The following is a 25208-nucleotide window of genomic DNA, read 5'->3' as shown; positions in this document are numbered from 1 at the left end:
TTTGATGGCACGGTCAAACGGGGTTAAAACTGAAATGTCTGCACAGGAATTGCCTACAATATCAGATGAAGATACAGTGACAATTGAAGATTTACCGGAAGCAGTGGAGGATGTCCAGGATATTGACGACATCTTGAACTCACTCAAAACCTTACTGAGTAGCCTAGAAAAACTCCAAAAAGTCCGGCAGGAAGTGGGCGACATCAAACCGTTAATCGGGCGGATGCTTGATGGAGAACTGGTTGCTGGTGAAGAACTTGAGCAACTTAAGGCTGGTGTGAGCAGTCTTTCTCGCCTTGTTCGGGCTTATAATGACCATCAAATAGCGTTGGCTAAAGCACAAACTGCTAGAAATTTGCTAGATCAAGTCCTTAAAGAGCGTAAAGCTAATTGAAACAAGAAGCAAGCGATCGCTTTTTTTTTAAAGGGGCGATCGCTGTAAATTAAAGGTGTAACTCAAACTCGCGGCTATCCCCATGAAGTCTTTACCAGAGAAATGGGTCTAAAGCCCCGTCATAAAGGACGGCTTTTTCTTTGTCTTAAGACTTCTAATGAGTTCCCTTAAGACATCGGATTTTGATCTTCCGGTTGATTCGCAATAAGTCTCTAGGTTCTTTGAAAAAGTACGGCAGAAAGGCTCTCATGCTCGTTGGCAACATCCAGATGGACGAGCAACCACAATTCCTATGCATTTTATGAAATTCTAAAGCAGTTGGGTATTACAGAGGAACATAACCAACTGCGATAAATACTGTGTACTAGTATTGCAAAGCCGCATTTTACCTATTTATTGTCAAGCGATCGCTTCATAAATAATAATAACTCTCCACATGAATCAACAATTAGAATTGCCATTTCAGGAATTTTCTTCTTGCACTTCCAAATCCTTGGACAGTTCATCTACATTCATTAATAACATGAAATTGCCAGTTCATCGCTGGTTTAGATTTAGTGCAGGTTTCTCTGCACAATGGGTTGAAACTATAATTAGCCAAGCTAAAGAACGAGGAGAAATTACTGTCTTAGATCCATTTTCTGGTTCTGGTACAACCTTACTTGCATCTGAAAAGCTTGGAGTTGAATGTTTGGGAATTGAGGCTCATCCCTTTGTTGTGCGTATAGCAAGAGCTAAACTTTTATATCAAACTGACGCTGATGCTTATCTTGAACATATAGAAAAAGTTATAAAACGTGCCGAAAATGTTCAGCCCTGTATAGATACATACCCAAAACTGATTCATGAATGCTTTAGTATATCTTCACTTGAGTCTCTAGATAGATTGCACCAATCTTGGGAAAAACTTGCTGATGATTCATCTGAATCTCAGTTAGTTTGGTTAACACTTATATCAATTCTTCGTCATGTTTCTCATGCTGGAACTGCACCTTGGCAGTACATTTTACCAAATAAAAAGAAACAATATTCTTTAGATGCAATGTCTGCTTTTGGGCTAATGGCAGAGAGTATAGCTACAGATATGAGAATTGCCGGAAAAATGGCGGCTTCTGTTGCTACACTTATTCAATCTGATGCTCGGACTTGCCAGGGTGTACCTGATAATTTTGCCAACTTGGTAATCACATCACCACCGTATGCTAACAACTATGACTATGCAGATGCTACACGTCTAGAAATGTGTTTTATGAAAGAAATTTCCGGTTGGGGTGATTTACAAAGTGCGGTGAGGCAATACTTAATTCGTTCATGTTCGCAGCACGTAACCAATAAGAATGTAAACATCGACGAAGTTCTAGCATCTCATGAATTATATCCAATCAAAGCTAGTATTATTGAAACCTGTCACAAATTGTCCCAGGAACGACATTTACATGGAGGTAAAAAGAATTATCACTTGATGATTGCCTGCTATTTTTTGGATATGGCTAGAGTTTGGATAGCACTTCGCAGAGTGTGCAAAAGTCCTGCAACAGTTTGCTTTATGATTGGCGATTCTGCTCCCTATGGTGTTTATATTCCGGTGATTGAATGGATGGGTTTATTAGCACAAGCAGCAGGGTTTAAATCTTTTAATTTTGAAAAAGTTCGTGACCGAAATGTGAAGTGGAAAAATCGCAAGCATAGAGTTCCTCTTTGCGAAGGTTGTTTGTGGGTTTACGGGTAGGGTAATCACAACACAAATTATTTTTTCACAAATGTAATGGCAGAGTCGTTTTCACATAAATGGGGTCAGATTTTAGGGCATTTCATCCAAGAATTTATTCGTGAGACACTTCAACAAGTGGCTGATGAGCATGGTTTTTACTTAGACTCTCAGAGAAAGCGCAAAGCACGAATCACTAAAAAGGTATCATGGCAGGATCGCTACGGTAACTATCATGATCTTGACTATGTACTGGAACGAGGAGGTACAGAAGATACTCTTGGTCTTCCAGTAGCATTTATTGAGACTGCGTGGCGGCGTTACACCAAGCATTCTAGAAACAAGGTTCAAGAAATTGAAGGAGCGCTTATTCCTTTGGCAGACACCTATAGTCACCTTAACCCATTTTTAGGAGCTATTCTAGCAGGTGTGTTTACTCAAGGAGCGCTTGACCAATTAGAATCTAAGGGCTTTAAAATTCTTTATCTTAAGTATGAAAACATCGTTAAATCATTTACATCTGTTGGTATCAATGCATCTTTCAATGAAAGTACACTAGAAACAGACTTTCAAAATAAGATTGAGCAATGGAAAAAATTATCAGCGCTGGATATTACTAACATTAAAAATCAAATGCTAAATCTTGAAAAACTCCATATAGATAAATTTATTAATACTTTAGAGCAATCATTTGTTAGACTAGTCCAACAGGTAAATGTCATTGTCCTACATGGGTTATCTCAACAAACTGCCACTGTCGAAAATGCTATTGAATATATTCATAATTATTCAGAGAATCAACCTACATTTGCCCCACCATTAAAATACGAGATTGATATTCGTTATAATAATGGTGACATAATTCACGCCACATTTAACAATAAAATTGAAGCACTCAAATTTCTAAGAACATTTATTTAAAGTGCTAATTAAATAATTCGTAATTAAGTGATGATGAACGTTGCACCCGCCATTGTAATATTAGGTCAAAATAGCGTCACAGTAGCACGTAAAATAATCAGCGTCCTACCAGGGGCGACACTATACGGTCTAGCGGGTCGCACATCGGGAGTTGATGTCAGCTTTACTAATTTTGGCGAGACGTTGCGCGAGTTATTTGCTCAGGGAACGCCGCTGATTGGCATTTGTGCCGCCGGCATTTTAATTAGGACGTTAGCTCCCATACTCTCAGATAAACAACAGGAACCACCAGTGTTAGCTGTAGCTGAGGATGGTAGTGCTGTTGTCCCCCTCTTGGGCGGACTTGGCGGGGTAAACGATTTAGCCCGTCGCATTGCCGAAGCCCTTAATGTCAAACCTGCAATTACGACCACAGGCGATTTACGTTTGGGCACAACCCTGTTATCTTCTCCCCCCGGATACCATTTAGCAAACCCAGACGATGCGAAGAAATTTATCTCAGATTTACTAGCCGGGGCACAAGTCAAACTAGAAGGCATAGCACCTTGGTTAAGCGATCGCAAACTGCCCATAGATCCACAGGGAGATTTGACCATCCAAGTTACGGAACGTTTGGTGACTCCTACAGCCAACTGCCTTGTCTACCACCCAGCAACGATCGCGATCGCAATTAGTGGCTCCATTGATGATGCAGTAACTTTAGTACAGCAGCTACTAGCTGATGCCTCACTAGAAAAAGCATCAGTCGCCGGGATATTTGCACCCATCACCGCCGCCGCCGATCCCGCAATCCACGCCGTAGCTAGCGCCTTGGGAGTGCCTGCCCGCTTTTTTACCCCAAATCAGCTAGAAAGTCTGTTATCACAAGGTTATAGCCCCGCGCAAGCAGCTGCTTTCGCAGCCACAGGTACATCCCCCTTATCTTCCTCATCCCCCCACATAGCGATCGCTATTGCCCCTCAACCAATTGACCCCAATACCATCGGTCAACCACGCGGACGGTTAGCGATTATTGGCACAGGCCCTGGTGGATCGCAATGGATGTCTCCGGAAGTGAAGGAGATACTCAAGTCGGCAACTGACCTAGTGGGTTACAAAACTTATTTAGATTTAGTTGGTTCTCTGGCTGATGGCAAGCAACGGCATGAGTCCGACAACCGCGAAGAAGAAGCACGGGCAAAAATGGCCCTTGATTTGGCCGCATCTGGGCGATATGTAGCTGTAGTTTCATCTGGCGACCCAGGTATCTATGCAATGGCAACAGCAGTTTTTGAAGTGTGCGATCGCTATGCCAAACCCGAATGGGACACTATCGACATTCATGTAGCACCAGGTATCTCAGCCATGCAGGCAGCAGCAGCAGCCATTGGTGCGCCCCTTGGGCATGACTTCTGTGCTATTTCCCTCTCTGACATCTTGAAACCTTGGTCTGCGATCGAGCAACGAATTGCTGCTGCTGCCGAGGCTGATTTCGTAATTGCTTTCTACAATCCTGTTTCCAAAGAGCGTACCTGGCAACTGGCAGAAGCGAGAAATATTTTGCTGCGACATAGAACACCGGATACCCCAGTAGTGTTGGCTCGGAATCTCGGTAGGCCAGGACAGGCAGTGAAAGTGATTACACTTGACCAGTTAGCACCAGCAAGCGCTGATATGCGGACAATTATTCTCGTTGGTTCCACAAAAACCCGAACCATCAAACGCAGCGATGGTAATATCTGGGTTTATACGCCGCGTCGCTATACCGAACAGTAGGCTTGAAGAAGAATTCAGAAGTCAGAATTCAGGAGTCAGCAATCTTTCAGTCGGGGATTCAGACCCGCGACTTTCTTGTTGCACCACCAAAAATTCTAGTTTTGTGGGGGTGCAAAAACGCCGATTATTCAGACGCTCCAGGATGAGCTAACGCTGCGCTATCCGCCAGTCATATCATGTCCGCTTGATTGCTTATTAAACCCGAAGAACCCCACCCCGCCAAAGCGTAGCTTTGTCTCCCCTCCCCGCTTGCGGGGAGGGGCTGGGGGTGGGGTGTAATGGCTATGGTTAGCATAACTATTTATGCGGACATGATATCATACAGAATACCCAACTGAATTCTGACGACTGACGCATGTATTCTGTCCGATAATTATAGCGCTTCTCACTTAAGTGCAATACAGACCTAACCCCCAACCCCTTCCCTACTAGCGTTGGGGAGTAAGATTCAAAGCCTCTCTCCTTTTAGGAGAGAGGAATGGAAGTGAGGTCAAAGTGTATTGCTTCCATTCGAGAACGGCTATAGTAATATGACCAGCATTTTTCTCCAAAACGCGACATGAGACAGGATTTTTAGCTATAAATTTCTCTGTTTTGTCTTCCCTTTAGCAACTTCTGCTTTGACGTTTGGGTGTTTCGCGCAGTCTGTAGCAACTTCCGTCTTCCCTGTAATAACTTCTGCCTTCGCGTTTGGGTGTTTCGCGCAGTCTGTAGCAACTTCCGTCTTCCCTGTAATAACTTCTGCCTTCGCGTTTGGGTGTTTCGCGCAGTCTGTAGCAACTTCCGTCTTCCCTGTAATAACTTCTGCTTTGACGTTTGGGTGTTTCGCGCAGTCTGTAGCAACTTCCGTCTTCCCTGTAATAACTTCTGCTTTGACGTTTGGGTGTTTCGCGCAGTCTGTAGCAACTTCCGCTTTGACGTTATTAGAAACAGACTTGCTTTATATGGGATTGGCCAAGAGGCAGAACAATTGATACAAGTTGTTATAGCGGTTCTCGTTTACGTGAGGTACACCCGTAGGGGCACGGCAAAGACCATAGGTGTCAACTTAACGTGAAACCCTTGCAATGACGTTATATCAAGTCCACTCAATTACTAATTAAGCCACTAATTAAGCCGTCGGAACCCCACCCCGCTTTTGTCTAACGACAAAATCTCCCCTCCCCGTGAACGGGGAGGGGATTAAGGGGTGGGGTAAAATGACTGTGGAATGAAGCTCTCTGACTTAAGTTGACACCAATGGGCAAAGACAAGCCCCTACACCTTGCGATATAATGTTGTATAGGATCTGAGTGGGAACCGCTATATATTCCTGATAGACGTTTACTTGCACTGTAAGATTTAATCGGATAATCTGAGCAATCGAGATTGTTTTCTAAGAAAATCAATGAACAAATTGATACTGAGTTTGCTTTCTTCTCCTGTGCTGATTAGCTCTATTCTCTCTATGGGAGTAATGCTTAATCACGCACAAGCTATGGAGCCAGAACCAGCAGCCAAAACCACAGACCGTCTATCTTGTATACGCAATAAACATAAAGTGGGTTTAGTATGTGCAAGGGCTTCCGTATTGGCTCAAATTCCTAACTATCAGCGTGAAATAGAGTTTTCTCAAGAAGATGCTCCCATGCTGGAGTTCAATGACGAAGAAAGCAATGTTGCAATCAACTTATTTGGCTGCGATTGTCCTGCTTGTATAAATTCTTTACGTCAGATGCGCGGCGCGACACCCTTGGTATATTAGGATTTTACCGAAGAAGAATTCAGAATTCAGGAGCCAGAATCCAGCTTGGGGATTCTGTGCGACTGGATGGAGAATCGAGGTTTAGAGCAAGCGATTTTAATCGTGGAGAAGAAAAAATTCTTTCCGTGAGCGTTATATCATGTTCGCTTGATTACTTATTAAACCCGAAGAACCCCACCCCGCCAAAGCTACGCTTCGTCTCCCCTCCCCGCAAGCGGGGAGGGGATTAAGGGGTGGGGTGCAATGACTGTGGAAATCATAACTAATATCATGTCCGCTTGATTACTTATTAAACCCGAAGAACCCCACCCCGCCAAAGCTACGCTTCGTCTCCCCTCCCCGCAAGCGGGGAGGGGATTAAGGGGTGGGGTGCAATGACTGTGGAAATCATAATTAATATCATGTCCGCTTGATTACTTATTAAACCCGAAGAACCCCACCCCGCCAAAGCTACGCTTCGTCTCCCCTCCCCGCAAGCGGGGAGGGGATTAAGGGGTGGGGTGCAATGACTGTGGAAATCATAACTAATTATGCGAACATGATATTACCCCTGACTTCAGACATGGGGTATTCTGAATTCTGAATTCTGAATTCTGACTCCTTCTCATAAATTTATTTTTGTTAGGACTTACGCCATCAGTGATCTGTTTTCTTCTTGCCCTGCGGAAAGTTAGTTGCCCTCTAGCAAGTTTGCGATCGCCCTCACTAACTCCTCTGGCTCTACAGGTTTTGTAATGTGAGTTTGAAATCCTACCTGAAGTGCTCTTTGTTGGTCAATTTCTGCGGCATAAGCAGTCAGTGCGATCGCCCGAATGCTTCCTCCTTGATTCGGTGGGCGAGATCGAATCTGCTGCATCAGCATATAGCCGTCCATCTCAGGCATACCTATGTCACTCACTAGCACGTCAGGAGTGAACTGCTCTAGAGCTTGCAAAGCTTCTAAGCCAGAAGCGACGGCTGTCACATTTGCCCCGCTTTGTGACAGCACAAATGCCTGAAACTCGCGGGTATCTGGTTCATCATCCACCAGCAAAATTTGAACGCCGTCTAAAGGCACTTCTGCTTCTGTCTGGGTGTGGATTGGCTCGGATGCGATCAATGTTGCCTGGTGCATCACAGGCAATTGGATGATGAAGGTTGCGCCTTGATTCTCACCCTGGCTTTCTGCTGTAACCGTACCCCCGTGCATTTCTACAATTTGTCGCACGATCGCTAGCCCCAATCCCAACCCGCCAAATTTGCGTGTCGTTGAGCCGTCTTCTTGCCGAAAATATTCAAATACATGGGGCAAAAACTGTGGATTGATGCCTTTGCCAGTATCGATTACCCGAATCTGAGCTAGCCCGTCGAGTTGCCGCAGTTCAACGGTCACTTGTCTGCCGTTGGGTGTAAACTTAACTGCATTAGTAAGCAAATTCCACATCACTTGTTGCAAGCGGGCTGCATCGCCAGAAATCAAAGCGATCTCAGAGTCAAGATCGAGAGCGATCGCAATATTTTTTGCTTCTGCTGCCAAACGCACCGTTTCAACGGCGGCAGAAATCACAAAGTTCAAACTGACCGGAGCCGCTGTTAAGCTTAGTTTGCCCTGCATGATGCGGGAGATGTCGAGCAAGTCTTCGATAAGTTGCGTCTGTAGATTGGCATTGCGCTCGATAATTTTCAAGGCTTCGGCTCTACGGGCTTCGCTCAGTTTGCCGTTTTGTAGTAAGTGCGTCCAGCCCAAAATCGGGTTGAGAGGCGATCGCAATTCATGGGACAGCACCGCCAAAAACTCATCTTTGATCCGGTTGGCGCGATCGGCTGCCTCTCTTGCGGCTTGCTCACGGGCAAGGAGTTGTTCTCGTTCTGCCTCAATCCGTTTTTGCTCAGTGATATTGAGTACAGTGCCGACAAAGCGTCGTGGCTTGTCGGCAGCATCAAAGTAAGCCTGTCCTCTGGCCGCAATCCACCGTTCAACCCCATCCTGAATCCCGATCGTGCGATATTCTACGTCATACTTGCCGCTGCTTGCTGGGTTCAAAGTCCATTGCACCATCTGTTCTATTCGTTCGAGATCGTCGGGGTGCAATCCGGCAAAAAAGACCTCAATGCTGCTCTGGGCTTCTGGTGGTAAGCCAAACATGGCTTTGCAACCCTCATCCCAAATCAATTGATTGGTGATGAGATTCCAGTCCCAGGTGCCTAATTGAGCAGCTTCGATCGCCATGCGGAAGCGGTTTTCACTGTCGCGCAAGGCTGCTTCAGTGCGGGCGCGTTCGATCAGCGGAGCAACACGCGCTGCAACGTTTTCCAGCAACAACATCTCATCCGCCGTCCAATGGCGCGGCTTGTTGGAACTGACTCCGATCGAAGCCACCCAACGCCCTTCACGGACAAACGGTGCGATGACGTAGGATTGCATATTGATGAGCGTGTAATTGTCGGCGAAATCCTTTGTCCAGGGATGCACGTTCACGTCGTCAATCCCGAACGGTAAACGTGCCGCTGTTTCCCACCATTCCTTCGCGCCGAAAAGGGAAAGGTCATAAGTTCCGGCAAGATCTGATCCGTCGAGCCGCCAATCGGGTAGAACCGTTACCTGGCTGCCGTCCGGCGTGACATCGAGATAATAGCAGCGATGCCCGTTCAAAAAGGTTCCGACTTCGCGTGTGACAATGCGGTTGATTTCCACTGCATCCGTCACCGTGCCGAGTCTTCGGCTTAACTCGGTCAAAAACTCCACTTGTCGTTCGGCTTGTTTGCGCTCCGTGATGTTGCTGAAAATAATGGCGACTTTATGCTCTTCCGGCTCGTCCACCGGGAAAGCGTACAAATCGAACCAGAACCCCATCGCTTCGGAACTGTTGACCCACCGTTCGGGCTGTCTTGTTTTGACGACTTTACCGAAAGTTTCCGCCCAGTGCGGCTCAATGTCCGGCACCAACTCGCGGCCGGTTTTGCCAATTGCGTTTTCGAGCGCGGTGATGTTCAAGAATGCCGGATTGGTTTCAAGAAAGCGGTAGTCAACTGCCTTTTTGGCATCGTCGAATAAAACTTCGACCAGACAAAAACCTTCGTCAATCGAATCGAACAGCGTGCGGTATTTCTCCTCCGATTCGCGCAAGGCTGCTTCGGCGCGGACGCGTTCGACTGCCGCCCAAGTGCGCTCGGCTACTTCTTCCGCCAAGGACACCTCGTCCGGCGTCCAAGCTCGCGGTTCGGATGTGTTAACTGCCAGCCCAGCTACGAACTCGCCCCTCTTGACCAGGGGTATACAGATGTAAGCACCGATCTGGATCGCGGCATAGGCTGCTCGCTCAGATGGGGACAGGTTGGGATCGGCTTCCACATCAGACACGCACACGGCGCGACCAGTGCGGTACGCCGCGAGCAACTTCGGCCCGAACGAATCAACCGGGTAGTTGCCGGCGAGTGCTGCGGCTCCGTTAACATAATCACGCTCAACGACGTAATCAGCGCCGCGAACCTCGAAGTACAATACACGGTTCGCGCCGAGATATTCGCCAAGCACACGGCTGGCCGTAGCCTGAATCTCTACTGGGTCGGCAAGGGGGCGGAGCGCGTCGGTGAGAGAGACGCGGAAAGCATTAAATTCGGCGGTTCGCCGCGAAAATTCTTCTGCCCGTTTGCGATCGCTAATATCTTTGAAGACAATGGCAACTTTTCGCCCCTCCGGCTCACCCATGCGACAGGCATACACATCGAACCATCGGTTCATTGCAAGAGAGCCATTTTCAAAGCGAGCAGGTTCACCCGTTAGAGCAACTTGACCGTAAATCTGAATCCAATGGTCTTCTATATCTGGAACTAACTGACGCGCCGTTTTCCCGACTGCTTGTTGAAGTCCCGTTTGTTCCTCAAAGGTGGGATTGATCTCTAAGAAGCGGTAGTCGCTGGCGCGAAGCGCACTGCCGGAGGCATTCGGCGGATCATTTTCGTCAAATAGCACTTCAATAATGCAGAAGCCTTCGTCGATCGACTCAAACAGCGTCCGGTAGCGTTCTTCGGATTGACGCAGGGTTGCGGCAGTTTGAATCTGCTCGGTAACATTCTTGAAATAAACGGTGATACCCTTTGGGGCGGGGTAGCTGCGAACCTCGTACCAGCGATCGTGATCCGGGTAAAACGCGGTCATTGACGCAGCCACGCGATGGCTCCGCCCGCCGTAGGCATCGCGCATGGCGCTCCAGTAAATCTGCGCCAACTCATTGCCAATCAGTCCTGGATATTCTTCCCACAAATTCTTGCCAATTAAATCGCCTGGAGTGCGATCAAGCAGTATTTCGGCAGATGGATTCATATAGGTAAACTGCCAGTTCTCATCCAGTGCAAAGAAGGCTTCAGTGATGCTCTCCAGAATATTTCGAGCCTGCTTCTCGCTTTGGTGCAAAGCTTGCTCTACCCGCTTGCGATCGGTGATATCTCGCGTCACGCCTGCGACTGCATCTACTGCGCCGTTTATGCCCAAAAGTGGCACGAAAATGTATTCATAGGCACGCGTGCCGATTGCGCTAGTGTAGGGCGTTTCATCCTTGAGCGGCTGGCGCGTGGCGATCACTTGTTGAATCTGTTGCTGAAGTCGGGTTGCTAAATCGGTTGGATAATCCAGATCAAAAAAATTCTTTCCCAAAGCTTCATCCGAAGTTTTCTGCCAAAGATTGAGCAACGCCGGGCTGACATACGTGAACCGTCCCGCCAAATCAAAGGTGTAAATAAAATCGGGAATTGCAGCGACGATCGCGTCGAACTTCCGCTGTTGCCGTTCGAGTTCGGTGCGGCTCTCGCGTAATGCTGCTTCAGCACGGGCACGCTCGACGGCCGCCCACGTCTGCTCTGCTGTTTCCTCGACTCGTTTCACCTCGTCTTCCGTCCACGCACGAGGGTTTGCCTGATGCACCGCCAGCAATGCGACAAATTGATCGTTCTTGATCAGGGGCACATCAATATGCGCGGCAATATCAATCGTTTGATACATTGCCTTCTGGCTGGCTGTGTATTTGGGGTAGTTTGCCACATCGGGAACGATCGCCGTTTGCCCCGCTCGATGGTCATCTGTCAGGTTGCGCCCAAAGTCTTCCAGATGGTACAGCCCGCTCAGTTCGGCAACGCCGTTCGTGTAGTTTTTATGAACGATGACTTCCTTGCTGCCCGGTAACACTTCAATGTAAATAACGCGGCTTGCGCCTAGAGAATCGCCCAAAGTGCGGGCAGCGATCGCCTGAATCTCATTAGCGTCAGTCAGAGGGCGTAGCGCATTGGTCAGCTTGACTCGAAACGCATGGGCTTGGGCAGCTTGACGCAAGGCATCTGTTGATGTGCTAACCGGCGGCAGATCAGATCCTAGCTGCGTTTTTTCTGGCTGCTGGACTTGATCGAGTTCTGTCAACAGGATCTGCACAGCCGTTTTTAGGCTGTCCGGCCAGGTTTCCACAGCCCCTAGCGGCGTTTGCGACCAATTGTGCGATCTCAACAATGCACCTATCTCGCCGCCACCAACAAAGAGGTTTTCAGCCCAAGCCTTGTGTTCCTCTGCCTTCATGCTTTGAGATCCTTTGTCGGAAAGTATTTTTCTCGAATTGTCTGACTGCGTTTTTGTAAGGTGGCATCGGGTGACTCAGACAATTGGTTAAGCAGAGTGTCAATTTGCTTAAGTGCCAAAGGAGAAGGAGTCGCATGTCCGTTTTCCCAGCGATTGATCGTTGGAAACGTGACACCGAGTTGAGTCGCAAACTTCTCCTGTGTCAGCTTCAGGGTTTGCCGGAGTTCCCGAATCAATTGACCCACGGCTGGTTGTTCAACACCAAGGTAATCCTGATGGAAAGGCATACGACTCAAACTTTATAAAGTCCTTTATTTCTATAAATTCTATAAATTTTGGTTAGTTTTGGCAAATAGACAATCTATCTCAAGACGTAGACTGTTTTTTTGCAAGCATCCCAAATGTGTAAAAACATATTTTGTCATTGCGTTCGCCCTTGGCGTTCCCGCAGGGTACGTAATGAAATGAAGCGTTCGCGGTAGCGTCTCTAAGAGTTGCAATCGCAGCATCTAGACTTTGCGATTGCTTCATTCCGCAACTCTTAGAGACGCACTCGCGTTCGCTCCATTCGCAATGACTACCTGCTAACTTGGTAAATTTGCTTGCATTGGGATGCTCCCGTTAATATCATGTCCGCTTGATTACTTATTAAACCCAAAGAACCCCACCCCGCCAAAGCTATGCTTTGTCTCCCCTCCCCGCTCTTCGGGAGGGGTTGGGGGTGGGGTGTAATGACTGTGGTTAGCGTAACTATTTATGCGGACATGATATAACCCCAACACAAAACAAAATTTTTATTGAACCGGGGGACTTAAACCCACGGAACTAGTTAAAAATTACATCTTTCGTAAGGGCACAGCATTGCTGTGCCCCTACAGCACGGTCTATTTACGATCGCAGGTTAATTAAGAAAAGCCTAAAAGAACCTATGCATCGTTAATTCACATCACGATGCATTTGTACAGTGCGTAATTAACTTAAAACGTTTTGCTACCGACCAGAGGACTTTTAAAACATCCTCTAAGCAACATCTGGCAAGTTTTTCACCAGAAGTGATAATCAATGGGGTCTTAAATCGTTAGATAATTCCACAATACCCGTAGAGCCATCAATCCTTACCCGTTGACCATCTTGCAGTAGCCATGTAGCGCCTTGAACATCCATTACTGCGGGAATCCCATACTCACGAGCAACGATCGCACCGTGAGAAAGCCGTCCACCAACTTCGGCAATCAATCCTCCAGCCCTTAATAACAAAGGTGCCCAGCCGGAATCTGTGTAAGGTACTACCAGAATCGTATCTCGATCAATGTCTGGCACGTCTTGTAAATTTCGTAACACCTTCACCCTGCCTTCAGCTTGTCCCTGACTGGCTCCAATCCCTTGTAATATTTGATCGGAGTAGAGTTCAGAGGGAGCTAAGGGGTGAGGGGGTGTATTGCCGTACACTAAAAGGGGTACTTGAATGATCTCACTATCTTGGACGAATTGCGATCGCCTCGATTCCACTAACTCATCTAAATCCTCAATTAACCTAGAATCGTCACCCACAGTTAAACGCCGCACTTCATCAAACTCTAGAAAAAAGATATCTCCTGTTTTCTGGAGTAAGCCGGACTTTAACCAAATCTTCTCTAAAGCTACAAAACTCCAACGCAATTCAGCCAAAAGCCGTGAATAAACTTCGGTAACTCGTCCCTTGATATCTACACGCCGTTGCACAAATCCACCTTTGCGCTTACCAGCAAAAATACTATTAATTGCGTCTTTTGCGCCTGATTGTGGTTCGTTACCCTGCATTAACTGCACAAACATCTGCTTAATCATCTGGGGATTCTCCCGCCAAGTAGGAACGGAAATATCTGTTCCCACTTCACTTAAATAGCCGTAATCCTGAAGTAATTCGTCAAATTCTCGCAGGATCTTTTCTCCCTCTGGGGTTTGCTTTAATTGCTCAAATACTCGCTGTGGTTCAAACTCAAGCAATACTTGTTTGGCATCTGTTGCTATTGCACTCAGCGATCGCAATGCCGCTACCTCTGGAGTAACGCTATTATCAATTTGCCCATCCTTCACCCGAAAAATCGCTTGCCGCACGGCAGCACTTAAGGGAGCTAAAATACTGTAATATGTCCCATGACGTAGCAACTCTAAAATAAAGTCGATTCTGATTAGCAGCTTGGCTGGTTCCAAGTTATCTATATCTTCTTGTGCCAACTGCGACAAACCAGGAATGAACCGTTTGTGATAATCTTCCTTGAAGTCTTTTTCTAAACTTAATTCCCGCCTCAGCAACTTTCCTAGTCCTGGTAAATTCTCCCAGGTTGACTGCAAGGACGGTTTACTTAATTTAGCTCCTCTAGTTAAAAATTCCAAACTTTCCGGCGGCAATCCCATGCGGATAAAAATATTTCCTAAGAGGGATGCATTAAAGTAGGCTCTAGAATAATGCAGAGTTGCTGTTTCAGTGAAATCTAACCCTAAAGCGCGATCGCCCAAAACTAGAGTAAAAAAGTCTCCCCAAACTCCACAAGTTAAGGGACGATTAATCGACCATGTTAAGGGGTGAATGACTCCGGGAATCACTTCGGCGGCGATTTTGCGTGTCCAGATTGGTAGTAGAGTGGTGATCGGTCGAGATTGCAACACCCAGAGTGTTTGACCGTCGTAACTCCATTCGATATCTTGAGGAGTGCCATGATAACGTTTTTCTAGTCGATAGGCTAAGTATGCAACTTGCTTAATTAATGCTTGGGGGATTCGTCCTTGACCCTCTAATTGCACAGAGGAGGAATTTTCTGTTTCAATGACAAAAGCGCGATATTGTTCTGGTGTGACTTTTCCCGAAACGACTTGCGTCGGGCTGCCTGGAAGGGCTTCAATGATGATTGCATCACCTTGCCCAGTAATGGGATCGCGGCTGAAAGCTACACCAGAATATACACTTTGGACTTGTTGTTGAATCAACACAGCCATTGCTGTATCATTTAAGCCGCGATCGCGCCGATATTGGACGGCAGATGGATGATTGTAGGAAGCTTGAACTTGAGCGATCGCTTTTTGTAATGCCTCTGAGGTGGTAACATTTAAAACTGTTTCATACTGCCCAGCAGCAGAAGAGTGTTCTGAGTCTTCTCCAATGGCAGAAGAACGTACCACCAAGGGAGATAACTCTGATGGCTGGAGAAATTCTGTCAACAGATCGGGATCATCAATTGGGGCGAGTACCCATCCCTTAGGGACTGGATAACCCCAACGCTTAATTTGAGATAACGTAGCCGCTTTTTCTCCGACAATAGCAGCATCCAACTCTTCATCTAGAGAAACCATAGCGCGTTGGCGTAGCCCGTCGTAGACATCGCCGCGTAAAAACTCCAACATCGCTTGCGATTCTGTTTGTGCCTCTTGGGCTGGCAGATTCATATCATCAGGAATTTTAGTATAAATCCAGCCCATTAAACCAGCTAAGGCGATAGCAGCAAGCATTCTGGGGAAATCGCTAATGTGGAGAATGATCACAAACACAGGAAAGAGAAGCAAAACCCCAAATTTGACTACCTTTCTTGATTGCAGAATTGTAAAGCTAATTCCTGCAAAGAACGATACAAATATTGCCACCAGTGGATCATGTACGACAAATCCCCAAACGACATTTGTTGTACCTGCCCCCCTGCCTATCCAGTATCTGCCTATTACCAGAGCGATCAGGGCGATCAATTCCCAAGACGATCCCTCCGGGAAGAAAACGCGGGTGAGTAAGACTGCTGCAACTCCTTTCAAAGCTTCTGACAAGACTGCCAGAATTCCGACAAACCTACCGCCGTGATAAAAGGCAGCTGATACACTAATGTTTTTTGTACCAACTTGTGATAGTTGCTTGCGCGTTAGCGCGTAAGTAATCCATGCAATCAGGGGTAATCCGCCCAAGAGGGGGCAGACAATTAAAATAACTAAGACACCCCAAGGTTCAAACATTCTGAATTTTGGACTTTAGATTTAAATTTTCCATCTAAAACCTTAAATCTAAAATCTAAAGTTTTTCTAAAATTTTTGATAGTAGTTATTAGGGCGTTTTTATCAAAAAGAATTCAGGCGCCAGTCGTCAGAATTCAGAATGGATTGGAGTATAGGTAGGGATGAACACAGGGGTTTCCAGCGCTCCAAATTATAGATTTAGAGGTCTACAATTAGGTGTTGGTTTGAATCCCTAAAGGAAAAGCATTCTGGATTTTGGATTCTGGATTCTGGATTCTTATTCAATTATTAGTTGCTGAATGGACACTTGGCTACGACGGCAACCGTTTTTGCCAGTGTCCTTCTAAGCTACTAATGGTTTTAGTTTAGCGCATAGGCAGCTTGCAGCGCCCAGATTATGAGAGCAGCGATCGATCCCAGAAGCAGCACGGTAGAGATAGTGACTACTTTTGGGGAATCTGCACCCTCAAATTTCATAATTCCGCGATTTAAGTCGGACATAGCTTTGTAATCCTCTCTTGTTGGAGCATGAAACATTTGTCCGTTTTGATTGTAGTCCTTCTCTTTACGGATGACGTTAAATTCCTGATATTATTTTGTTTCAGCTTGGCAATTTTTCCATCACCATAATTGCTTACTTCTTTAGAGGTATTAGTCTTATTTATACAAATGTGGGGAGTGGGGGATGAGGGAGCAGGGGGAGATGAGGGGGATGAGGGAGATGAGGGAGATGAGGGGGATGAGGGGGATGAAGGAGATGAGGGAGACAAGGCGAATAACCAATTCCCAATGCCCAATTCCCAATTCCCCATATTTTAGTATCCTGCTTGCTTGTCTACGACGTTCCGCAAGGGCTGACCAGTTTGATAGCGTTTGAGATTGTCAATAAATAGTTGTGCTATTCGCTCTCTGAGGCGTGGCGAAAGGGCTGAACAATGGGGTGTGATAAAGGCGTTTGGCAACGACCACAAGGGACTTTCCGGCGGCAGAGGTTCTGTAGCTACTGTATCTAATCCAGCACCCGCAATCCATCCCTCACGTAGTGCGGTAAGTAATGCGGCTTCATCTACGATCGCACCACGAGCAATGTTAATTAAGTAAGCAGACTGACGCATAGAGCGCAATGCAGCTTCATCGATCAAGCCTTTAGTTTCTGGAGTTAATGGTGTAGCAATAACTACATAGTCTGCGGCTGGCAGGAGCGATGCCTACGGCGGTAAACTACGCCATTCATCAGCACCCACTACCTGATCAAAATTTGGTAGCTCTTGGGGATGACGGCGACTGCCAATAATTTTCAAGCCAAAGGGTTTAGCACGGGCGGCGATTTCTTGACCAATACCACCAGCGCCAATAATTAGCAAGGTCGCATCTGTCAACTCTTGGATAGCAAAGCCTTTTTTCCAGTGACGTTCTGCCTGTAAAGCATATAATTCTGGCAGATGCTTGGCATGAGCCAGTATATAAGTGATTACAAATTCTGCGATCGGAATAAGCAAAAATGCTAACATTCCATCTAAATAATCTCTTTCAAGACTATAGCAATCCTAAATCATTCATGAAAATCCTCTTAATTCTCTCTGCGTTCTCTGCGTCTCTGCGGTTCGATCCCAAATCAAATAAAATTACTATATTAATCCCATTAATTCTCGAAGTAGCATATTTTACTGCAGCTACCTCAAGCATTATATTAATCAACTAACGAAAGCTAAACTTAGCTACTCAACTGCAATAATTGGTTATTTGGCTGACTACCTTCATTACCCATTACTTGCTGAAGAACTGTTTCTCTAATATTGACAAACACTTCGCTACTTCTATCGCGCGGGCGTGAAAGTCTCACAGGCAAATCCACAGAAATCTGCCCTTGTTCAATCACTATCACTCGGTCTGCCAAAGCCACAGCCTCTTCCACATCGTGAGTAACCAAAAATGCAGTAAATCTCCGCTCTTGCCATAAATTCTCAATTAAATGCTGCATCTCTTGGCGAGTTAGAGCATCTAATGCTCCCAAAGGTTCATCTAACAACAACAAACGGGGCTGACTGACTAATGCTCTTGCCAATGATACCCGTTGCCGTTGTCCACCAGATAAGACATACGGCCACTCATCAGCCCGATCTTTGAGTCCGACTTTATCAAGTGCCCACAAAGCTTTTTCACGCCAATTACCTTCCAAGCCCAACCCCACATTCTGAACAACACGCTTCCACGGCAGCAAGCGGGGGTCTTGAAACATTACCGTTACAGAACGGCTGAGTCTACGCAGTGGTTCTCCATCCAGTAGTATTCCGCCTGAAGTTGCTTTATCTAATCCTGACACAAGACGCAATAAGGTACTTTTACCACAACCACTACGTCCAACAATAGCGACAAACTCACCTGCTTCAACTTCTAAATTCAACGAGTTTAAAACAGTTTTCTTGCCAAAAGCCTTCGTCAAATCTAAAATACTTAGTTGTGTACCTTGTACATTAGAACTCACTTGCAAAATCTCCTTTTTTAGAAAAATTGGAATTTAATTGTTTGATGAGACGTTGAATTTATAAATCACACTCAAAATTAGAAGTCAAAATTTGACATCAATAGTTTTAAAATTTTGACTCTGGTGAATTTGACATTTATGACTTTTGATAATTAGGGTTCCAAGCCAAGAATTTGGTTTCTAATCCTCTGGCAACAGCATCTGCTAATTTCCCCAGCAATGCATAGATCACAATACTCAAGACTACAACATCGGTTTGCATAAACTCACGGGCATTCATTGCCATATAACCCAGTCCGGAATCTGCTGCGATCGTTTCTGCCACAATTAGTGTCAGCCACATAATCCCCAAGGAAAAACGGACACCAACGAGAATCGAAGACAAAGCTCCTGGAAAAATGATTTGCCACAGAAGTTGTGGTGTTTTTAACCCATAGACTTTTCCCATTTCAATCAGTCCAGAGTCAACACTGCGGATGCCATGAAATGTATTCAGATATATCGGAAAAAATACACCCATAGACACTAGAAATAATCTAGCTTGATCGCCAATACCAAACCAGAGAATCACTAGCGGAATTAATGCCAAATTGGGGATAGTGCGGAGCATTTGCAGAGAACTATCAAATAACTTTTCTGCTAGACGAGAAAAGCCATTGAGTAATCCCAAACCAAAGCCAATACTGCCACCAACTATAAAACCAGATATCGCCCGCCCAGCACTAATTCCTATATGTTGAAAAAGTTCTCCAGTGGAGGCTAGTTTAATCGCTGTAGCTATTACGCCACTAGGGGCTGGTAAAATTCTGGTTGAGAGTAAACCACTTCTGGAAGAAAGTTCCCAAAGTACTAGTACTAGAACAGGTACAATCCAAGGAACTATTTTTTCGATTTGCGGGTTGTCTAACACCTCGCTCAAGGATATATTATTGTTGCGTTTGGTGTGTTTAAAGGTAATAGTCATGGAATTGTGGATTTTAGATTTTAGATTGTTCACAAAGATGAATTTAGAAGCATCAAGCTTTTGATTTTAGACTTTACATTTGGTATTTTTGCTTAATCCCAAATCGTTCGACTGAGCGAACGCAAGTGCGTCTCGGAGAGAAGTCGAAGTCCAAAATCTAAAATTGGCATTGTCATGAAGCACTTGTTAGTTGTTTAGCAAGTTTTTCATTAGTGACAATTTCGCTAACTGGTGGCGTTAAAGGTGCAGGTTCACTCTGCAAAGGTAGGCGTGGAAATAATAATTCAGCAGTGCGATATGCTTCTTCTAAATGGGGATATCCAGAAAACACGAAAGTTTCTATGCCCAAATTGCGATATTCCAGCATCCTAGCGGCAACGGTGTCGGGATCTCCAACTAGGGCTGTACCAGCACCACCTCGCACCAATCCAATTCCTGTCCAGAGGTTGGGGCTAATCTCTAAAGTTTTTCGACTACCACTATGTAGTTGACTCATGCGCCGCTGTCCTTCAGAATCAGAACTAGCCAAGTCTTTTTGAGCTTTTGCGATCGCATTCTCATCCACATACTTAATTAGCTCATTGGCAGCATCCCAAGCCGCAGATTCGGTTTCTCGCACAATTACATGCAAGCGAATCCCAAAACGGACTGTTCTACCTTGTTCAGCCGCCAGTCGCCGAACTTCAGCAATCTTTTGGGCTACTTGTTGTGGAGGTTCGCCCCAAGTTAGGTAAACATCTATATGTTTAGCAGCAACCCGCTTGGCAGCAGCAGATGAACCACCAAACCACAAAGGTGGATAGGGTTTTTGAACTGGTGGAAATAGGAGTTTACCACCTTTGATATCCAGGTAGTTTCCTTTAAAATCAACTGTTTCCCCACTGACGATACCCCGCCAAACTATGAGAAATTCATCGGTTAAATCATAGCGATCGTCATGACTAAGATGCAAGCCATCCCCAGCAAGTTGCACCGGATCTCCACCTGTCACCACATTAATTAACAATCTTCCTTTAGAAATTCGGTCAAATGTTGCTGCCATCCGGGCAGCAGCACCTGGGGAAGTAATTCCTGGACGAATTGCTACAAGAAATTTCATCTGCTTAGTGACAGAGATGAAAGCGGCGGCAGTTATCCAAGCATCTTCACAAGAAGTCCCTGTAGGTAACAATGCGCCCGTGTAGCCTAAATTATCCACAGCTTGGGCAATTTGCTGCAAATAATCAGGTGTGGCAACACGAGAGCCAATATCTGTGCCTAAATAGCGTCCGTCATGAGATCCAGTCGGAATAAACCAGAGAATTTGCATGTTTGTCAGGGTATGAGGGATAAAAACTACGTTAATTTGACAAAGTTACCGTAGTTTATGATCAGCATTTTACAGGAAATTAATTAAAAAACCAGTGTAGATTCATAAAGAATAACTGCCGACAAAATTTACTTTTTTGCAGATAATTCTGGTAATCATTACACTTTTGGAGCAAAGATGGCTGTCGTGAAGAATACAAGTTTTGTCGAAAGCTTATTTTGTCGAACAAGCTTTACCGTAATTGACATCCTCCCCGCCGTAAACGGTCGGGGATTCCTAATATCAGATTCTCTGTAATAAATCCAAATCAATTATTAAAGCATTGCGTGAAGCACCGGGTCTTATACCCATTTTTTTGATAAAGGTTATGATTACTGATGGCTAGACTCTCTAATCATTGATTCTCTCAGTCATTATTTCCTTTACTTTCCAAAACCAAGGTTTTCAAGAATTAATCGGGAAATTTGCCAAATATGGGTTGTTTTACAAAAAAAGCAGGAGTATTTTAGTGTGGAACTTGAAAGCTGGTATTTTAGTACTTACACTGAGTTGTATAATTGCGACTGGTATAGCAGTATATCTTCTTGGCGGCATTGAACCAGCACAAATTCAAGCTTTGCTAAAATCTTCTGGTATCTGGGCACCTGTTATTTATGTTGCTTTGTACGTTGTAGCAACTATGTTAGTTTTGCCCTCAACAGTGCTAAATTTGACTGGAGGTGCAATTTTTGGCCCTTGGCTGGGTACTTTCTGGACTAGTGTTGGAGCAGTCATTGCGGCAATAATTGCCTTTATTTTTACTCGGACTATTGGACGGCAAACAGTTGCAAAACGACTAGCAGGACGCTGGCAAGCGATGGATGCCCAGGTGCGGCGTGGAGGGCTTTTTTATATGTTTGCCATCCGATTAGTACCAATCATGCCCTATGGTTTGGTCAACTTTGTTGCTGGACTGACTTCGATCAGCTTTAAAGATTATGTTCTAGGTACAACACTTGGTACTGTTCCTAGTGTATTACCTTTTGTACTACTGGGTAGTTCTGGTCTGAAGGCAGTCAAAACAGGCGATTTCTTGCCGCTAGTACTCGCCTTGGGCTTAACTGGAACCCTGGTAGCAGGGTCTACTTGGTATCGCCATCGCCGGAGTTTTCCCAAAAAAGCTGTAGAAAGTCTGAAAGAATCAAATCCTTCAGATGACATCAACCCGAAGAATAAATAAACTATAGCAATCTGACTTGACTATTGCTAAGTATACTGAGAACAAAACCTTGATGATTACAAGCAGTCTGTCAACTTGGCTGTTCAAAAATTAAACAAGATTTTTAGATGCTACCAAAGTATTCATTGATTGTTCCAATTTATAACGAAGAAGAAATTATTCCTGAACTATACCGCAGACTGAGTGCAGTAATGAATCGGCTGGATGGTCTTGCCGAATTAATTTTAATCAATGATGGTAGCCGCGATCGCTCCCTACAACTACTACGAGAACTCCATCAAAAAGACCCGCGTATTTGCTATCTGAGCTTTGCTCGTAACTTTGGTCACCAGATTGCAGTTACGGCTGGTCTGAATTTTGTCCGGGGTCAAGTTATCATCATCCTTGATGCTGACTTACAAGATCCACCAGAACTAATCCCCGACATGATTGAAAAATGGCGACAGGGCTATCAAGTCGTCTACGCTCAACGCACTCAACGCCTTAAGGAAGGATGGTTTAAGCGTTTTACTGCCTACTCCTTTTATCGCGTCCTCAAGAAGCTTGCAGATGTAGAGATTCCTACTGATACTGGTGATTTTTGTTTAATGGATCGGCAGATCGTAGATATTCTCAATTCTATGCCAGAACGCACCCGCTACATTCGTGGTCTGCGTTCTTGGGTTGGCTTTCAGCAAACAGCAATTCGGTTCGAGCGCAACCCCCGCTTTGCTGGGGAAGTTAAATACACTTTCAGCAAATCCTTGGCGCTTGCCATCAATGGTCTAGTGTCCTTTTCAATAGTACCACTGCGGTTATCAACCTACTTAGGGTTAGTAGCGGCGGCGGCGGCTATCTTGATGGCTTTATTAGTCTTGTATTGGCGGCTTTTTGTTCCCCATTCGCCTTTAACTGGGTTTACGATTATTTTGATGGCAATCTTCTTTCTCGGATCTGTGCAGTTAGTCAGTGTTGGCATCTTAGGCGAATATATAGGGCGCATCTATGAAGAAGTTAAAGCCAGGCCCCTCTATACTTTGGCAGAGGTAGGTGGTTTCTATGACAATTCCAACTCAACGAACAATTCTGACAAACTAGATAATTTTCAGGATGCTACTCAAAATCTAGACAAGTATTGACCGAATAATTCATAGCTAAAGAAAAATTCTGTGGGCTAGAAAGCAAAAGTAGTGCGGAGCGCACCTACCCAAATCGGATCGTTGTTATCGTTATGTTCTGGTTTGGTAATCACATAAAAATCTGGAGTAACAGTGATGTTGTCATTCACCCGGTAGGTGTAGAAAGCCTCTAGGTGTAAAGAAGTACTTGGATCTTCTCGAAGCAGCCCAGCGCTATTTCTGTAATCACTACTCGTGACTTTAGGCGGTATCCCAACGATAATGCCACCCACGTTGCCTTTCTTAAACAAGTCTGGTAAAGCAACTGTCAGCGCAGTATTAATAATCGTCGCATCACTATCACCACCTCTATTTTGATTGGCGCGTGTATAGCCGAACCAACCACCTAAAATTAAGCTCCGACTGGTTCTCCAGTTAAATTGAAATCCGAAGTTATCGGTTGTAGTGGAATTTTGTTCAAAAGGATTTCTGGCGAAAACGCTACCTGTACCACCAGTGACGTTAAAATTAGGGTCATCACCACTAGTGTTATCAATATAGTATTTGCGGGTGTAAGTTAGACCAATATCTAACTGGCGCGTGGGTGATATGGTTAACTGAGCAAGTGCCAAATTAGTACCATTGAAAAGTCCACGGGTAGGGTTAGGAGCCTGATTATTATCTGCTATGTAACCTAAGCTTAATTGCAATTGATCGCTAAACTTATACCCAAGAGCTAAACCCGCACCATCAAAGCCTGGTCGATAAATGGTATGGTTGAATGTGGCAAACCGAGAAACAGCACCGTTTAGGCCAGCAACCGCACCATTTAAGGTGGGAGTAAACACAGCTGGTTGAAGCGCTCTAGGCCCTACCCATACAGTAGCTTTTGAGCCTAACGGGAAACGATATGTTAACTGACTAAGATAGGTATCAGCTCTCCCGTCACCATCAATGGTAAAACGGGTCATGTGGGTTCCCGTAGTAGCCGCCAAGTTAGGAATGTTATTTCCCGCTGTTAAAAGAGTGGTTAGTTGATCTCTACCTGTAAAGCTCGTTTGAAAGTTAAGTCTGGCACGATAAGCAAAAAAGGTTTGAGTTCCATCATTTGTATCATCAGCAGGAGTATTATTGGCGCGTTGGCTTTGCCCGCCGTAGGCATTGCCAAATGTATCTGCTACCAGGAATGTTGCATCACCAATCAGTTTGGTAGTTGTAGAAAACTGATTGGCTTCTATGTTAGCTTGACGCGTCTCTAAAGCATCTACCCGTCCGCGCAGTGTGGCGAGTTCAGATGCAAATTGTTCTTGCAGTTTTTGCAGAGTAGCTAAGTCTTCTTTTCGTACCAACTCTCCAGTGCTAGTCGCAATCAATTCGTTGAGGCGATCAAGGGCTGCATTCAAGCCTGCGGCAAATTCATAACGAGTTAGCGCCCGATTACCTTTAAATGTGCCATCTGGATATCCCGTAATCACGCCATAGCGCTCAACTAGAGACTGCAACGCTTGAAAGGCCCAATCTGTAGGATTAACATCAGATAGTTGTGATACAGATGTAACTTGCTCTATGCGATCGCTAGGAACACCTAAAACTTGCACTTTTACTGTGTTATCCAAGAGTGATGGAGTTCTTTGAGCAATATTCTTGTCAATTGGTATTACTTGCTGTGTCGTCTTTTCTACTTCAGATGCACTTGCTGCTGAAGATAAAACTATGAGTCCACCGAACAAGGCTGGAATCACTAGCAAATAATTCCACAAAATTTTAGACATGGGTTGTTTGTTCCTCACACAATATCAACTTAATTTCGTTGGTTAATCTTTTTTATGAGCTACAAGAACTTGTGGAAGAGCGAACATCCGTATATAGCAGTCCTATTTGATTCGTGAAAAATATAAAATTTGAAAACGAACCGCAAAGTATTGGCTTTGGGCGCAAAGGGAAGAAAGAAGAAAGAGATATATAATTTTCACAAATGATTTAGGACTGCTATATACAGCAGAATTCAGGAGCAGATTATCTAAAGATTGCTATAGGTTGCTCAGTAAAACTATTATTGTTTCAAGCCTTTTAACAATCCAATCATCAAGCAAGA

The 25208-nt window shown here is 45.1% G+C and carries 16 protein-coding genes and 2 pseudogenes; 9 read left to right on the top strand and 9 right to left on the bottom strand.

The genetic code is table 11. The features are described 5' to 3' along the window. Nucleotides 1-4: 4 nt before the first annotated feature. The 6 genes and pseudogenes from LC586_RS19065 (at nt 5) to LC586_RS19040 (ending at nt 6522) form a co-directional block, all read left to right on the top strand. Nucleotides 5-394, top strand: coding sequence for a hypothetical protein (locus LC586_RS19065; protein WP_229486296.1), 390 nt, complete (start codon nt 5-7; stop codon nt 392-394). Between the two features lie 256 nt (nt 395-650). Further along, nucleotides 651-707, top strand: a pseudogene (locus LC586_RS19060) (hypothetical protein); the annotation flags it as partial. 123 nt (nt 708-830) lie between these two features. Continuing rightward, a complete protein-coding gene (locus tag LC586_RS19055) occupies nt 831-2123 on the top strand; it encodes a DNA methyltransferase (protein WP_229486295.1) in 1293 nt (430 codons plus the stop codon). Nucleotides 2124-2159: 36 nt separating this feature from the next. Next, the gene (locus LC586_RS19050) at nt 2160-3023 is read left to right on the top strand and encodes a hypothetical protein (RefSeq protein ID WP_229486294.1); all 864 of its coding nucleotides are present in this window, start codon (nt 2160-2162) and stop codon (nt 3021-3023) included. Between the two features lie 30 nt (nt 3024-3053). Next, complete coding sequence (gene cobJ, locus LC586_RS19045; protein ID WP_229486293.1) at nt 3054-4778, top strand: precorrin-3B C(17)-methyltransferase; 1725 nt, start codon at nt 3054-3056, stop codon at nt 4776-4778. 1387 nt (nt 4779-6165) lie between these two features. Further along, the gene (locus LC586_RS19040) at nt 6166-6522 is read left to right on the top strand and encodes a hypothetical protein (protein ID WP_229486292.1); all 357 of its coding nucleotides are present in this window, start codon (nt 6166-6168) and stop codon (nt 6520-6522) included. A 670-nt stretch (nt 6523-7192) separates the two neighbouring features. Here LC586_RS19040 and LC586_RS19035 read toward each other — a convergent pair. The 4 genes from LC586_RS19035 to LC586_RS19020 all read right to left on the bottom strand — a co-directional run bounded on the left by LC586_RS19035 (nt 7193) and on the right by LC586_RS19020 (nt 16576). Then, nucleotides 7193-12064, bottom strand: a complete 4872-nt coding sequence (locus LC586_RS19035; RefSeq protein ID WP_229486291.1) for a PAS domain S-box protein — start codon at nt 12062-12064, stop codon at nt 7193-7195. After that, entirely contained in the window at nt 12061-12351 is a 291-nt protein-coding gene (locus LC586_RS19030) for a helix-turn-helix domain-containing protein (protein ID WP_229486290.1), read from the bottom strand. The genes LC586_RS19035 and LC586_RS19030 overlap by 4 nt, the downstream gene beginning before the upstream one ends. A 772-nt stretch (nt 12352-13123) precedes the next feature. Further along, nucleotides 13124-16039 (bottom strand): glycerol-3-phosphate acyltransferase, encoded by a 2916-nt coding sequence (locus tag LC586_RS19025; RefSeq protein ID WP_229486289.1) that lies wholly within the window; start codon nt 16037-16039, stop codon nt 13124-13126. A 360-nt stretch (nt 16040-16399) separates the two neighbouring features. Next, the gene (locus LC586_RS19020) at nt 16400-16576 is read right to left on the bottom strand and encodes a hypothetical protein (RefSeq protein WP_159402606.1); all 177 of its coding nucleotides are present in this window, start codon (nt 16574-16576) and stop codon (nt 16400-16402) included. A gap of 93 nt (nt 16577-16669) precedes the next feature. Between LC586_RS19020 and LC586_RS19015 the strand changes: the two genes are divergently transcribed. Continuing rightward, nucleotides 16670-16858, top strand: coding sequence for a hypothetical protein (locus LC586_RS19015; protein ID WP_229486288.1), 189 nt, complete (start codon nt 16670-16672; stop codon nt 16856-16858). Here the strand turns inward: LC586_RS19015 and LC586_RS19010 are convergent. The 4 genes and pseudogenes from LC586_RS19010 to ssuD form a co-directional block, all read right to left on the bottom strand. Beyond that, nucleotides 16855-17532, bottom strand: a pseudogene (locus LC586_RS19010) (D-2-hydroxyacid dehydrogenase); the annotation flags it as partial. The gene LC586_RS19015 and the pseudogene LC586_RS19010 overlap by 4 nt on opposite strands. 221 nt (nt 17533-17753) lie before the next feature. Then, the gene (locus LC586_RS19005; protein WP_229486287.1) at nt 17754-18524 is read right to left on the bottom strand and encodes an ATP-binding cassette domain-containing protein; all 771 of its coding nucleotides are present in this window, start codon (nt 18522-18524) and stop codon (nt 17754-17756) included. A gap of 136 nt (nt 18525-18660) precedes the next feature. Further along, a complete protein-coding gene (ssuC, locus tag LC586_RS19000) occupies nt 18661-19488 on the bottom strand; it encodes an aliphatic sulfonate ABC transporter permease SsuC (protein WP_229486286.1) in 828 nt (275 codons plus the stop codon). Between the two features lie 172 nt (nt 19489-19660). Beyond that, on the bottom strand, nt 19661-20797 hold the full coding sequence (gene ssuD / locus LC586_RS18995; RefSeq protein ID WP_229486285.1) for an FMNH2-dependent alkanesulfonate monooxygenase: 1137 nt from the start codon (nt 20795-20797) through the stop codon (nt 19661-19663). 508 nt (nt 20798-21305) lie between these two features. On the opposite strand from ssuD, the gene LC586_RS18990 reads away from it, so the two are divergent. Both LC586_RS18990 and LC586_RS18985 read left to right on the top strand, forming a co-directional pair. Continuing rightward, a complete protein-coding gene (locus tag LC586_RS18990; protein WP_229486284.1) occupies nt 21306-22016 on the top strand; it encodes a TVP38/TMEM64 family protein in 711 nt (236 codons plus the stop codon). Nucleotides 22017-22123: 107 nt separating this feature from the next. Next, nucleotides 22124-23134, top strand: a complete 1011-nt coding sequence (locus tag LC586_RS18985; RefSeq protein WP_229486283.1) for a glycosyltransferase family 2 protein — start codon at nt 22124-22126, stop codon at nt 23132-23134. Between the two features lie 35 nt (nt 23135-23169). Here LC586_RS18985 and LC586_RS18980 read toward each other — a convergent pair whose 3' ends face one another. Next, entirely contained in the window at nt 23170-24885 is a 1716-nt protein-coding gene (locus tag LC586_RS18980; RefSeq protein ID WP_229486282.1) for an iron uptake porin, read from the bottom strand. Nucleotides 24886-25208: the final 323 nt, after the last annotated feature.

The organism is Nostoc favosum CHAB5714 (genome assembly GCF_020829495.1).
In the GTDB taxonomy this organism is placed as follows: domain Bacteria; phylum Cyanobacteriota; class Cyanobacteriia; order Cyanobacteriales; family Nostocaceae; genus Nostoc; species Nostoc favosum.
This window is presented reverse-complemented; position numbering and strand designations above follow the sequence as displayed.